Raw genomic sequence first — 13,123 nt, 5'->3', positions numbered from 1 at the left:
AGAAATGAGTAATGATGTCATCGCCAGCACTGAACAAGAGTGGGCCTATCTTTGTGAGTTTGATGATTTACCTGAGGGTGAAATCAGCACGGCAAAACATCCTGGTGGCCTGGATTTGGCTATTTACCATATTGATGGCGAGGTGTTTGTCACCACAGACCGCTGCACACACGGGGCGGCCTCCTTGTACGATGAAGGGGAGCTGGAAGGCTACGTTGTGGAATGTGCTTGGCATAACGGTACCTTTGATGTGCGTACCGGCGAAGCTTTAACCATGCCTTGTCGTACGCCGTTGCGTAGTTTTGAAACAAAAATAGATGACGGCAAACTGTATATTCAACCTAAGCCCCGCCGCTTCAAAAAAACATAAATTTAGCATTGATGGAAAATAATTGGAGAATATAACGTGAGCACAAATAACCCTGAAATTGGAAAGCGCGCTGATCTTGGTGGCTACGAAGCGAATTATCTGGAAGCGGGCAGTCGCGAAAATCCTACCGTCATCTTATTGCATGGTTCAGGTCCTGGTGTAACAGGCTATGCTAACTGGCGCTTGTTAATGCCCCAGCTTGAAAATGACTTTCATGTATTGGCTCCTGATGTGATTGGTTTTGGGTATACCGATCACCCAGAAGGCTATGAGTACAACATGACTAACTGGCTGAAATTTACCTGCGATTTCATGGACGCGGTGGGTGTGTCTAAAGCCCATTTTGTGGGTAACTCCTTTGGTGGTGCCTTGAGCTTGGCCATGGCGGCCCGTCACCCTGAGCGAGTAGACCGCTTTGTGATGATGGGGGCGGCAGGCATCCGCTTTGAGATGACGGAAGGTTTGCGCGAAGTATGGGGTTATAAGCCTTCTGTCGAGGCGATGCGCAGCTTGATGTCGATTTTTGCTTATCGCCAAGATCTGGTTAGCGAGGAAATTATTCAATCGCGTTATGAAGCAAGTATCCGCCCAGGTTACCAGGAAGCTTATGAGCAGCTGTTCCCTGAGCCTATGCAAGAGAAACTTGATGGCTTGTCATTGCCCGAAGAGGAAATTGCCAAAATTTCTCATCCAGCTCTACTGGTGCACGGCCGAGAAGATGTGATTGTGCCAATGGAAAATTCGATTAAAGGCCACAAGCTTCTTAAAAATTCTGAGCTGCATATTTATGGCGAGTGCGGGCATTGGACGCAAGTTGAAAAACCGCAAGCCTTTGCTCAGCTGGTCAAAAATTTTCTTAGTTAAGACCGGCTCCGATTGCATTAGATGCTAAGAAACATGCACACGCTTAAAGGTGGGATATGAGTAAGAAAATGCGCGCGGCCATTATTGGGTCCGGTAATATTGGCACCGACTTATTAATTAAAATGTTTCGCTCCGAATGGGTGGAACCGGTTTGGATGGTGGGAATTGACGCCGAGTCAGAAGGTTTGAAACGAGCCGCTGACATGGGCATTAAAACTACCGCCGAGGGTGTTGATGGTATTTTGGCTCACGTTAAAAGCGATGGTGTTGATGTTGCCTTCGACGCCACCTCTGCCTATGTTCATGCTGAAAATAGCCGCAAGCTAACTGAGCTTGGGGTGAAAATGATCGACCTGACGCCAGCTGCCATCGGGCCTTTTTGTATCCCGCCGGTGAATCTTGAGGAGTTGCTGGCGGGCTCGGCGGACAACGTCAATATGGTCACCTGTGGCGGTCAAGCAACTATTCCCATGGTGGCGGCAGTCTCTCGAGTGCAGACGGTGAGTTACGGCGAGATTGTCGCCACGGTGGCATCCAAGTCTATTGGTCCCGGTACCCGAATGAATATCGACGAGTTTACCCGGACGACTGCCAGTGCGGTTGAAAAAGTAGGCGGCGCCAAGCAGGGTAAGGCCATTATTGTCATCAACCCTGCTGAGCCACCGTTGATGATGCGGGACACGATTCACTGCTTGGTTGAAGACGAGCCAAATAAAGAAGCGATTGAAGCGTCGGTGCAAAGTATGTTGGCTGAAGTTCAGCGTTATGTTCCGGGTTATAAATTGGTGAACGGTCCAGTTTTTGATGGTAAACGGGTGTCTATTTTTATGGAAGTTGAAGGTCTGGGCGACTACCTTCCCAAGTATGCCGGTAACTTGGACATTATGACGGCGGCAGCATTGCGCACTGCCGAGATGATTGCTCAAAAACAGCAAGAAATTGCAGCTGTTTAAGCTGGAGAACACGACCATGACTGAACAATATAAAGTAAAGCTTCATGATATGAGTCTGCGGGATGGCATGCACTCCAAGCGCCATCAGATCAGCATTGATGAAATGGTTGCAGTGGCGACTGGCCTCGATGAAGCCGGTATGCCGCTTATTGAAGTCACCCACGGCGACGGCCTTGGTGGCGCATCGGTGAACTATGGCTTTGCTGCCCATACTGACGAAGAGTACCTCTCTGCCGTTATTCCCAAAATGAAGCAAGCAAAGGTTTCTGCGTTGCTACTTCCGGGTATTGGTACGGTCGATCACATTCGCATGGCTCAGTCCTGTGGTGTGAGCACCATTCGGGTAGCCACCCATTGCACCGAGGCCGATGTATCACAACAGCATATTCAATACTCTGCGGAGCAGGGCATGGACACTGTGGGCTTTTTGATGATGGCTCATATGATTCCAGCCGATAAATTGTTGGCGCAGGCCCAGCTGATGGTGAGCTATGGCGCCAACTGTATTTATTGCACTGATTCGGCGGGCTATATGCTTCCGCAAGAGGTCACTGAAAAAATCGCTACCTTGCGTCAAGCCATCGATGCCAAGGTCGAGATCGGATTTCACGGCCACCACAATTTGGCAATGGGTGTTGCGAACTCGATTGCTGCCATTGAAGCTGGCGCTGCGCGTATTGACGGTTCGGTTGCTGGGCTGGGTGCCGGTGCCGGTAACACACCATTGGAAGTGCTGCTTGCCGTGATGGAGCGTATGGGCATGGAAACGGGTATTGATTTATACAAATTAATGGATGTAGCAGAGGATTTAGTCGTGCCGATGATGGATCACCCAATCCGTTTGGATCGCGATGCGCTCACCTTGGGTTACGCCGGTGTTTACAGCTCTTTCCTCTTATTTGCCAAGCGCGCTGAACAGCGTTATGGCATCTCTGCCAGAGATGTGCTGGTGGAGCTGGGGCGTCGTGGTACTGTCGGTGGACAAGAAGATATGATTGAAGATCTTGCGTTGACTATGGCAAAAGAAAAACAAAACAGCATGGCATCCTAAGGAGCGTGGCGGTGAGTTTGGACAATAGCAAAGTCGACGCGGAACAGCATCGAAAGCTGCGAATGGCGGCTCGGGCGCTAGGGCGTGCAGGTTTGGTTCACGCTTTTGGCCATTGTAGTGTGAGAACCTCAGATAATGAATTTTTGGTTTGTGCCGCACAGCCAATGGGCTGTATTCCTGCGGGGGCTGACAATACTCCAGTACCGGTGAGCGGTGACTTGCCTGATGGGGTGTTAGGCGAAGTGCGGATTCATCAAGCAATTTATCAGCGCCGTCCAAATATTGCTGCAGTGTGTCGCATTATGTCGCCAGCGGTCATGGCGCTGTCGACTCAGGGAGTAACCCCTAAATGCCGACATGGCTTGAGCGCTTATTTCGCCAATGATATTCCCCTTTGGCGAGATCCACGATTACTGCGTAATGATGAGGCAGCCCAAGCGTTGGCGGATCTGATGGGTGAACGAACTGCTTTGGTAATGCGAGGTAACGGCGCAGTGGTGGCTGCAGAAACTCTCGAAGAGGCTATTAGCTATGCATGGTTTCTTGAAGACACGGCAAGACTGGAATTAAGTGTTAGGTCAGCAGGCTTTTCGCCTGAAGAGGGGCTTTTAGATGAAGATGAAGTTCGTGATCGGCAGGTGATGTCTGGCAATGTATTTGGGCGGATGTGGCAATTTTTGACGGATGGTGATCCTGAAGAGAAAACCGAAGAAAATTGATAACTAAATACATAACAATGACTGATTATTAGCAATTCACTGAAAACAAAAGATAAGAACATTCTGGGAGGAGAGCATGCCCCATATTATTGATGACAAAGAGGCGGGTCGGTTTAAGGTTGCCCGTGCCACGTTTACAAGCCAGGAAGTATTTGAGCAGGAACGGGATAAAATTTTCCAGAACTGCTGGTTATATCTCGGTCATGAATCAGAGTTGAATGAATCGGGAGAGTTTGTTTCTCGTACAGTGGCAGGTCAAAACTTACTGTTCGTCAAAGGCCGTGATGGGGTTATTCGCGCGCTATTCAACGTCTGTCCTCATCGAGGCGCAACGGTTTGCCGGGAGAAAAAGGGCAAGGCGAAAAGCTTCCAGTGTATGTATCACGGTTGGGTTTTTAAAAATACTGGCGAAATTGCGCACCTGTCTGGTGAGCAGGCTTATGCAGATAACTTCAAAGAAGAAGGTAACTGCAATTTACGCCACGTGCCACGTTTTGATTCCTACGCGGGTTTTTACTTTGTTAGCTTTAATGAAGATATTGAGCCGCTGCCGGATTATCTCGCCGGGGCAAAAGAGTATCTGGATATTGTTGCCAACCAATCGACGGCTGGCATGGAAATTATTGGTGGCACACAGGAATATTCCATTGCCGCCAACTGGAAACTACTGGTGGAAAATAGCGTGGATGGCTATCACGCTGAGTCAACCCATGCGACGTATCTCGACTATCTGATGAATACCAATGGCAGTCTTACGGCCACTCGCCTGGCGGGTAAAGGCTATGACTTGGGTAATGGTCACGCGGTTATTGAGTACAGTGCGCCTTGGGGGCGGCCGGTTGCCCAGTGGATACCCATGTGGGGCGAAGATGGTAAGAAAGAGATCGATGGCGTTTATGCGGAATTGGTAGAGCGTTTGGGCGAAGAGAAAGCCAAACAGATGGCCGGACTTAATCGCAATATGATTATTTTCCCCAATCTTGTCATCAACGACATTATGGCAATCACGGTGAGAACCTTTTACCCCACTGCTCCCGACGAGATGATGGTAAATGGTTTTGCTCTGGGCGTGAAAGATGAAAGTGATTGGCGGCGTGAGTATCGCTTGTCCAACTTTTTAGAATTTATTGGCCCAGGTGGCTTTGCAACACCTGACGATGTGGAAGCCTTGGAAAACTGTCAGCGCGGTTTTCAGTCTGCTGCCAACGTCCCCTGGAATGATATTTCTAAAGGGATAACGGCGAAGACACCATCCTTTGATGATGAGCTACAAATGCGCGCGTTTTGGCGGGAATGGAACCGCCGTATTACTGAGTCGGAGGGCGAATAAGATGACAAATGATAAAGCGATTAGCGAGCTACTCCAGTTTCATCGCATACAGCATTTGCTCCACAAAGAAGCGAACTTGCTGGACTCCTGGCAGCTTAACGACTGGTTGGCGATGTTTACAGAGGATGGCAGTTATTTTGTTCCGCCCACCGATGTGCCCGCTGAGGTCGCCGATCCCGCCAAGCATTTGTATTACATTGCTGATAATCGCGCACGTCTTGAGGAGCGGGTCATTCGACTGGATAAAAAGACCTGTCATTCCGAATATCCCCGTTCAAAGGTTCAGCATTTGATCGGCAATATTTTTCTGGATAGTGAAGACGAACAAGGGCAGATGCATGTAAAAGCCGCCTTTGTTGTCTACCGCTCAAAAAATGGCACAACCGATACGTTTATGGGTAATTACGATTACGTACTGCGTGACGAGAAGGGTGAGCTCAAAATCGTTAAAAAAACCTGCAACTTGGCTTTGAATGGCTTACGGCCCCAAGCCAAAATCAGCATTATTCTTTAGATCTTATGCCTCGCTTGGCGAGGCGTGCGAATTTTCTGGACGCGATATATGGAACAGCAACAAATAACAGCGATTAGCGAGGAGCTTTACAGTGCTTTGCGTGAAGGCAAGGCAGTGGCACCACTCACTGATCGCTTTGCCGATATTAGTATCGACGATGCCTATCAAGTGTCGCTTGAAATGCTAAAAATGCGCGAAGCGGATGGCGAAAAATTAATAGGCAAAAAAATTGGCGTAACCAGTGACGCAGTACAAAACATGTTAAATGTGCGTCAACCCGATTTTGGTTTTTTGACAGATAAAATGATTTGCAGCGGCAGCTTGTCATTACAAGGCATGATCGCGCCCAAGGCAGAAGGTGAAATTGCCTTTATGTTGGGACAGGATTTGAAAGGTCCCGGAGTGACAGAGGCGGATGTACTGGCGGCAACTGAGTCGGTGATGCCATGTTTTGAGATTGTTGACTCTCGGATTGCCGATTGGAAAATTAAAATTCAGGACACCGTTGCAGACAATGCGTCTTGCGGTATGTTTGCTGTGAATCAAGATGATCAAAAAGACCCTCGCAGTGTGGATCTTGTTGGCTGTGAAATGATTGTTAAGAAGAACGGTAAAGAGCTGAGTCGAGGTCTGGGCGCGGCGGCCTTGGGCAACCCTTTAACCTGCGTGGCGTGGTTGGCGAATACCCTTGGCGAATACGGAATACCCCTTTGTAAAGGCGATATTATTCTTTCTGGATCACTGGTGCCGCTGGAGGCAGTACAGCCAGGTGATACGATGTCGCTGACTATTAGTGGTATTGGCGCGCTGGCCATTGAGTTTAAATAATCATCACTTCAAACGGGGAATAATAATGAATCAGCAAGAGAATATCGCACGCTGGAAACAAGCAGCTGAGGGCATCGATTGGTTTAAGGTGCCAACTATTACCCTTGATGATAGTCACGCTCCCCTTTATCGCTGGTTTAGTGATGGCGTTTGTAACACCAGTTACAACAGCTTAGATAGGCATGTGGCGGCGGGAAATGGTGACCGCACCGCATTGATTTATGACAGCCCGGTCACAGCAAGGGTGGAACACATCAGTTACGCACAGTTGCTGGACAGAGTATCCCGCTTCGCAGGCGCGCTAAAGGAACTGGGTGTTAATAAGGGTGATCGGGTTGTCATTTACATGCCAATGGTGCCAGAAGCAGCGGTGGCCATGCAGGCCTGCGCACGAATTGGTGCCGTTCATTCTGTTGTGTTTGGTGGTTTTGCGGCCAACGAGCTGGCATCAAGAATTGATGACTGCGAAGCAAAGCTGGTGATTTCCGCATCCTGTGGCATTGAGCCGGGCCGCTTGGTTGCTTACAAGCCGCTATTAGATCAAGCAATCGAATACTGTCAGCACAAACCTGAAAAATGCATCATCCTGCAGCGTCCCGAGTTAGCTGCAGAGATGACGGCTGGCCGTGACTTAGACTGGAGCGAGGTTGAGTCCTCTGGACAAGCTTGCGAATGTGAACCTTTAGCGGCAACTGATCCGCTGTATATTATTTATACCTCCGGTACCACGGGTAACCCCAAAGGGGTATTGCGTGATAATGGTAGCCACATGGTGGCGATGAACTGGAGCCTGGAAAATATTTACGGTATTGACCCGGAAGATGTGTTTTGGGCCGCTTCAGATATCGGTTGGGTTGTTGGCCATTCTTATATTGTTTATGGTCCGCTGATTCGCGGCGCTACCGCCATTATGTTTGAAGGCAAACCTGTTGGCACCCCAGACGCATTTACGTATTGGCGTTTAATTGAGCGACATAAAGTAAAAGCGATGTTTACTGCGCCAACGGCGATTCGGGCGATTAAACAGCAAGATCCCGAGGGCAGGGGGCCAGAAGATTTTGACCTGTCCAGTCTTAAGCATTTGTTTTTAGCCGGTGAACGTGCCGACCCGGATACAATTCACTGGGCTGAGCGACAGTTGGATATTCCCGTTATCGATCATTGGTGGCAAACCGAGTTGGGCTGGCCAGCGGTTGCTAACTGTGCGGGTCTGGGTTTATTTCCAGTAAAATACGGTTCTTCTGGTAAGTGTGTGCCAGGTTTTGATGTGGTGGTTTTGGATGAAGGTGGTAAAGAGTTGCCTGCCGGTGAAATGGGCGCCCTTGCTATTCGTTTACCTTTGCCCCCCGGTACCCTGCCTAGCTTGTTCAAAAATGACCAAGGTTTTATTGATAAGTACTTGAGCGAACACCCCGGCTTTTATAATGCGGGTGATGCTGGCTTTATCGACGACGAAGGTTACGTGCATATTATGAGCCGTACCGACGATGTGATTAACGTTGCTGGCCATCGACTGTCGACCGGGCGCATGGAAGAAGTGCTTGCATCATTAAAAGATGTCGCCGAATGTGCAGTATTTGGCGTTAACGATGATATGAAAGGCCAAATGCCATTGGGTTTGCTCGTTATCAATGCCGGTGTTGATCGCCCTGTTGAGGATATTGAGCAAGATGCGGTGGCTATTGTGCGCCAGGAAATTGGCCCCGTTGCTGCCTTTAAGCGTGCGGTGGTAGTGAAGCGCTTGCCCAAGACCCGGTCAGGAAAGATTCTTCGGGCAACCTTGCAGAAAATTGCTAATGGTGAAGAGTATAAGGTGCCGGCCACGATCGATGACCCTGCCATTCTCGATGAAATCGCTGAAAGGCTGTTTTCTTAACGGGGGTGCAGTGGGACGACGTTAGAATTTGTCGTCGCTTTTACAGCAGATAGGCCGCGGTTGCGGTTTATCTGCTGATTAATTGGCTTACCAGGTTTTTCCAGCGGGCAATCATTTGCTGATAAGAAGACATGTTGTCAGTGATCAGAAGTTTGATGGCATAACCTCGAACCAAGCAAAAGGAGATGTTTAAAATATCTTCGGCTTTGCTTTGCTCCCAACCTAAAGAAGCCAGTTTTTCAATCCATGCGTGTTCAACGGTGGATCGACTGTTGAGGGCGAGCCTGATTTGTTGTTCACGTAACTCTTCGTTTTTTCCTCCGGCCATAAGTATATCTAGGGCAACTAAAAAATAATCTGAAAAATAGAAATCCTCCGCATCTCGAAGTACCGCTTCTACTGGGTCCTCGTCAGCGGTGAATTTGGCGATATTTGCTTTAAAAATACGATGAGAGCGCTGATAAGCATACTCCATCGCCGCTAGCGTAAGATCATTTTTGGTGCGGTAATGGTGAAGTTGGGCGCCTTGGGAAACCCCCGCTTGTTTGGCGACAGCAGAAGTTCGAAAGTTCGCAAAGCCATTTTCTTTAATCACCTCAAATGCTGCTTTGGCCAAGCGGCTTCGCATTGTGGCTGTCCGTTCAGCTTGAGGCACTCTAACTTTTTTTGTTGTTTCTGCCAAAATATATAATCTCTTGCTTTTGTGTGTCACTGATGGAATTAGATAGGTCTATTATAGTGGTTTGTTGAGGCTATTTCGCTATGAATGAGACGCGATTTTGTTTACTTGCGGCTTCGGTGCCTGCCATTGTTACGCTGCTAGTATTAAAAGCCTAAAGCTGGGTTTAAGCTATTGACGGCCTTGTAGCTAAAAAATACTATTGAGCTACGTTATAAACTAAGTAAATAAACATAAATAGACCTTTGGGTTGCAGTGAATTCTAACAATTTTATCGATTGCGGCAGTACACTAAACAGCTTTTCATACCGGTGTGCTTGGTGGTTAGATTTGTCGACTATATAACTCGACTTGTCTTTATTTACCTCTGGATATAGGCTCTATATGTAAGGCTGTTTTGTAGCATATTTCTAAAGTAAGGCTTTAAAAATATGGACTCTAATAATCCAATCCATAACAGAGAAAGGAAGCGTTGGTAGCGTCATAAGAAATCAATAAACGACTGAAGAATAATTTTTGATTCTTAAAGGGGAGACACACAAGGTGAAAAATACTAATTTCAAATTCGCTAAGCGGCCGTTAGCTGCTTTTGTAGCCAGTATCAGTTCTATGCTCGTTGCCGATATGGCCTATGCGCAGCTAGAAGAGGTGGTCGTTACGGCGCAAAAACGCTCCGAGAGCGCTCAGGAAGTTCCAATTGCAATGACCGCTGTGTCTGAGCTGGGGCTGGAGAAATCGGGTGTTACCGGTAGTGATGAGCTGTCTATGGTTGTTCCTAACCTTCAATACACACGTCAGTTAGGTTCTGCAACGCCATTTATCCGGGGCGTGGGGACAAAGAATTCCTCGGCAGGCGATGAGAGTAGTGTGTCGACTTATGTCGATGGCGTTTACTATTCTTCAATGGTGGCCTCGGTGATGGAGTTCAATAACATTGAACGTATCGAGGTGTTACGGGGACCTCAGGGCACCTTGTTTGGTCGTAACGCAACAGGCGGTTTAATTCACGTGGTCACCAAAGATCCACAATTTGAAACCTCTGGCAAACTGAAAGCGGGCGGCGGTAACTACGATAGTTGGAAGTTGGGCGGCTATGCCACCACGGGCTTGAGCGACAGGGTTGCTGCGGATATTTCGGTGCTTTATAAAAAGCGCGATGCGGGCTACGGTAAAAATATTTTTAGCGGCAGTGATCGAGTCGGTGAAGAAGATCGCTCGCTGCGAAGCAAGTTGCTGTTTGATATGAATGAAAAAACATCAATGCTGTTCTCGGTTCTGTATGCATCGCGAATCAGTGATGTGGGTATCGCGCGTCAACCTGCAGAGGGAACCCTTGCGGCCGGTGGCGGTACATACACTGGCGATTACCAAGATATCAATTCCGATTGGACGCCAATGATCGACTCCAGTCAGCGTGCCTATTCTTTCAAACTTACCCACCAGTTCGAGGGTGTTGAGTTGATCGCGACGTCCGCATTGGCGGATGTGTCTTCTTACACACTGTTGGATCAGGACTCAGGGCCATCTCATGTGGTGAACTTTGTTGTTAACGAAAAGAACAATCAGTTTACCCAGGAATTTCAGTTTAATTCGACAGATGGTGGCGCCCTGCAATGGACTAGTGGGCTTTTCTTTATGCATTCTCTTGCTGAGAATGATCCAACCCAAACTACGTCCGCTACACCCGCGTTTAATATCAATATGGACACCGAGCAAGAAACCCGTTCTTATGCTGCTTATGGGCAGGTGTCATATGATTTTACTTCAGCAACCAAGTTAACCCTTGGTGCCCGCTGGACATTGGACGAGCGAGAATTTGAGGGGCGTACTACGAGTATTATTACCGGTGACCCGATTAACTCTTCGCAACCCTTTTTAGATAGACAAGAGTCTTGGGAAGAGCCAACTTGGCGTATTGCATTAGACCATCAGCTCAATGATGAGGTGCTTTTATATGCGTCTCATAATCGCGGCTTTAAAAGTGGCGTTTATAATACATTGACTGTGTTTGGTCAGGCGCCTACCCCGGTTGACCCTGAGATTCTTGATGCTTATGAAATCGGTTTTAAAGGCGACTTTTTTGATAACAGCCTGCGGGTAAATGCATCGGCCTTTTACTATGAATTCGATGATCTTCAAGCTCAGCAAGTGCTGGGTGGGGCGATTTTCCTATTCAATGTTGGCGACTCGGAAATGCAAGGGGCCGAACTGGAGACAACGTACTTCGTCAATGCTGACCTTGATTTGAACTTCTCAATGTCTTACTTGGATTCTGAGTACACTGATTTTCCTGATGGCCCTGTCATTGCTCCTAATCCTTCTGGATCAGGCAATGTTGTTTCTACAACAGGTAATGATTTGTCTGGTAATGAAATGATTCGAGCGCCGGAATTCACTTACACGGTGAGTGCGAATTACCGCCAGCATACTGATTTGGGTGAGCTGAACTACAATATTGCTTATTACTACAACGACGGTTTTTTCTGGGAGCCAGATAACCGTACCGAGCAGGAATCTTATGATGTGTTAAATGCCGAAGTGGCCTTAACCACAAAAGATGAAAACTGGCGTTTCCGCCTGTTTGGACGTAACTTGCTGGATTCTGAGTATTCTTACTATTCCCAGCAAAGTAGCTTTGGCGATTTTGTTGCTGCAGCGCCCCCACTTACCTTTGGCGTAGAAGTCGAATATCGCTTCTAAGCACCTTGGCGGCCGACTGGTTTCACTGGTCGGCCGCTCCCTTCATTCTTGACACAGCTAATGCCAGTGGGCAATGTAACTTTATAATAACGCCCCTGAGGTAGTGATGTACTGTATTCCCCCTGAGCATTTACGTGTTGGTCAAGAGTTAATGGGTCGTTCGGGTGCCAATAACTTTTGCCTGTTTCTGTTTCATACTAACCGTCGCCAGGGCGCGGTGAACTTTCTTTGTAATGAGGGTATGAGTGAGCAAGTTCGGCGTGATTACAGCGCGGGCTTATGGGCTCATGATCCTTTCTTACTTTCTATTAATGACAATCGTGAATTCGAACGCCCTACCTTGCTGGAAAGGCGTCAGCTGGAGGAGAAGGGGGATGCCTCCAGAGCATATTGGCGCTATATCGATAGTGCAGGCTACGGAGAAATAGTCGCGTCAATTCATCCATTTACAGCAGATATTTTCTTAATTGGCGGCTTAATGGGACAGCGTCGAGGAGCGAATTATTGTCCGGTGGATGGTGAGCAGGTGATGAGCGCGTTGGATGATCTGGTCGCACGTAGTGCCAGTGATATCCTTAATCACAGTATCAGTCGAATGTTCCCGATCGAAAATCAAAGCTTACTACCAGCCTCCTCCGAACATTTAACCCCTAAAGAAAAAGAGGTGGTGCTGGCGTTGAGTACTGGAAAAAGCAATAAGCAAATCGCCGCGCAATTAATGTTATCGGAATACACCATTCAGAATCATCTCAAACGGCTGTACCGCAAATTTAAGGTAAGCAACCGAACTGCGTTATTAGCTCATTTGCAAAACCAGTCTTTGTTATAAGCCTGCCTCCTGCAAACTAAGGATTGTTGAGCTTGGTGTTACTTCTGCTCCTGTTGCATTCAACTGAGGTGGATTTTCCTATAAGACCGGCGGAGGACTTAGTGTTCTTATCATTGCATGCGACAGCGTACTCATTTCAGGCCGATTATTAACCGCTATCCTGTCCTTCTTTATCTCAATAGCGATTATTGCTTCAACCGTATCACAGCTGTGCACTGATGGAGCGTGTGCCATCTTTGCTGTTGTATTTTCACGTTCCAGTGATTGCCGTAGACCTGTTTATCAGCAGTGACAGGCAGGGGAGGCAGCTTGGATTTCTTTGGTAGAAGGCATAGAATGCGCCTCGTTAATCTTCTTGCATTCTCGGTAAGGGGTTGGCTATGTATCTGTAATGAGTGGGTCTAGGGTAA

Annotated in this window: 12 protein-coding genes; 11 read left to right on the top strand and 1 reads right to left on the bottom strand. The window is 47.9% G+C overall.

Annotated features, from left to right (window positions below):
- The first annotated feature begins 4 nt into the window (after positions 1-4).
- From IMCC21906_RS13365 to IMCC21906_RS13325, 9 genes are all read left to right on the top strand, one after another.
- The gene (locus IMCC21906_RS13365; protein ID WP_047012579.1) at positions 5-370 is read left to right on the top strand and encodes a non-heme iron oxygenase ferredoxin subunit; all 366 of its coding nucleotides are present in this window, start codon (positions 5-7) and stop codon (positions 368-370) included.
- A gap of 36 nt (positions 371-406) precedes the next feature.
- Positions 407-1,234 carry an alpha/beta fold hydrolase gene (locus IMCC21906_RS13360; RefSeq protein WP_047012578.1) on the top strand — a complete coding sequence of 276 codons (828 nt, stop codon included), beginning with the start codon at positions 407-409 and terminating at the stop codon, positions 1,232-1,234.
- Between the two features lie 56 nt (positions 1,235-1,290).
- Positions 1,291-2,187: an acetaldehyde dehydrogenase (acetylating) gene (locus tag IMCC21906_RS13355; RefSeq protein WP_047012577.1), complete on the top strand. Its 897-nt coding sequence runs from the start codon at positions 1,291-1,293 to the stop codon at positions 2,185-2,187.
- A 16-nt stretch (positions 2,188-2,203) separates the two neighbouring features.
- Positions 2,204-3,238 carry a 4-hydroxy-2-oxovalerate aldolase gene (dmpG, locus tag IMCC21906_RS13350; protein WP_047012576.1) on the top strand — a complete coding sequence of 345 codons (1,035 nt, stop codon included), beginning with the start codon at positions 2,204-2,206 and terminating at the stop codon, positions 3,236-3,238.
- 11 nt (positions 3,239-3,249) lie between these two features.
- Positions 3,250-3,957: a class II aldolase/adducin family protein gene (locus tag IMCC21906_RS13345; protein ID WP_231580272.1), complete on the top strand. Its 708-nt coding sequence runs from the start codon at positions 3,250-3,252 to the stop codon at positions 3,955-3,957.
- A 76-nt stretch (positions 3,958-4,033) separates the two neighbouring features.
- Positions 4,034-5,287: an SRPBCC family protein gene (locus tag IMCC21906_RS13340; protein WP_047012575.1), complete on the top strand. Its 1,254-nt coding sequence runs from the start codon at positions 4,034-4,036 to the stop codon at positions 5,285-5,287.
- 1 nt (position 5,288) lies between these two features.
- Positions 5,289-5,801 (top strand): aromatic-ring-hydroxylating dioxygenase subunit beta, encoded by a 513-nt coding sequence (locus IMCC21906_RS13335; RefSeq protein WP_047012574.1) that lies wholly within the window; start codon positions 5,289-5,291, stop codon positions 5,799-5,801.
- A 48-nt stretch (positions 5,802-5,849) separates the two neighbouring features.
- The gene (locus tag IMCC21906_RS13330; RefSeq protein ID WP_047012573.1) at positions 5,850-6,629 is read left to right on the top strand and encodes a fumarylacetoacetate hydrolase family protein; all 780 of its coding nucleotides are present in this window, start codon (positions 5,850-5,852) and stop codon (positions 6,627-6,629) included.
- 25 nt (positions 6,630-6,654) lie between these two features.
- Positions 6,655-8,505: an AMP-binding protein gene (locus tag IMCC21906_RS13325; RefSeq protein WP_047012572.1), complete on the top strand. Its 1,851-nt coding sequence runs from the start codon at positions 6,655-6,657 to the stop codon at positions 8,503-8,505.
- A gap of 67 nt (positions 8,506-8,572) precedes the next feature.
- On the opposite strand, the gene IMCC21906_RS13320 is transcribed toward IMCC21906_RS13325, so the two are convergent.
- A complete protein-coding gene (locus tag IMCC21906_RS13320; protein ID WP_197085901.1) occupies positions 8,573-9,121 on the bottom strand; it encodes a TetR/AcrR family transcriptional regulator in 549 nt (182 codons plus the stop codon).
- Positions 9,122-9,727: 606 nt separating this feature from the next.
- Between IMCC21906_RS13320 and IMCC21906_RS13315 the strand changes: the two genes are divergently transcribed.
- Together IMCC21906_RS13315 and IMCC21906_RS16405 are read left to right on the top strand one after the other, a co-directional pair.
- Positions 9,728-11,884, top strand: a complete 2,157-nt coding sequence (locus tag IMCC21906_RS13315) for a TonB-dependent receptor (RefSeq protein WP_047012570.1) — start codon at positions 9,728-9,730, stop codon at positions 11,882-11,884.
- A gap of 106 nt (positions 11,885-11,990) precedes the next feature.
- Positions 11,991-12,713, top strand: coding sequence for a LuxR C-terminal-related transcriptional regulator (locus IMCC21906_RS16405; RefSeq protein WP_052763539.1), 723 nt, complete (start codon positions 11,991-11,993; stop codon positions 12,711-12,713).
- The last annotated feature ends 410 nt before the right edge of the window (positions 12,714-13,123 follow it).

The organism is Spongiibacter sp. IMCC21906, assembly GCF_001010805.1.
GTDB lineage: Bacteria > Pseudomonadota > Gammaproteobacteria > Pseudomonadales > Spongiibacteraceae > Spongiibacter.
This window is presented reverse-complemented; position numbering and strand designations above follow the sequence as displayed.

Bases quoted from the DNA above. Each gene is read 5' to 3' on its own strand.
- IMCC21906_RS13340 (WP_047012575.1), top strand. From the start codon at position 4,034: ATGCCCCATATTATTGATGACAAAGAGGCGGGTCGGTTTAAGGTTGCC.
- IMCC21906_RS13330 (WP_047012573.1), top strand. From the start codon at position 5,850: ATGGAACAGCAACAAATAACAGCGATTAGCGAGGAGCTTTACAGTGCT.
- IMCC21906_RS13355 (WP_047012577.1), top strand. From the start codon at position 1,291: ATGAGTAAGAAAATGCGCGCGGCCATTATTGGGTCCGGTAATATTGGC.
- dmpG (WP_047012576.1), top strand. From the start codon at position 2,204: ATGACTGAACAATATAAAGTAAAGCTTCATGATATGAGTCTGCGGGAT.
- IMCC21906_RS13335 (WP_047012574.1), top strand. From the start codon at position 5,289: ATGACAAATGATAAAGCGATTAGCGAGCTACTCCAGTTTCATCGCATA.
- IMCC21906_RS13325 (WP_047012572.1), top strand. From the start codon at position 6,655: ATGAATCAGCAAGAGAATATCGCACGCTGGAAACAAGCAGCTGAGGGC.
- IMCC21906_RS13365 (WP_047012579.1), top strand. From the start codon at position 5: ATGAGTAATGATGTCATCGCCAGCACTGAACAAGAGTGGGCCTATCTT.
- IMCC21906_RS16405 (WP_052763539.1), top strand. From the start codon at position 11,991: ATGTACTGTATTCCCCCTGAGCATTTACGTGTTGGTCAAGAGTTAATG.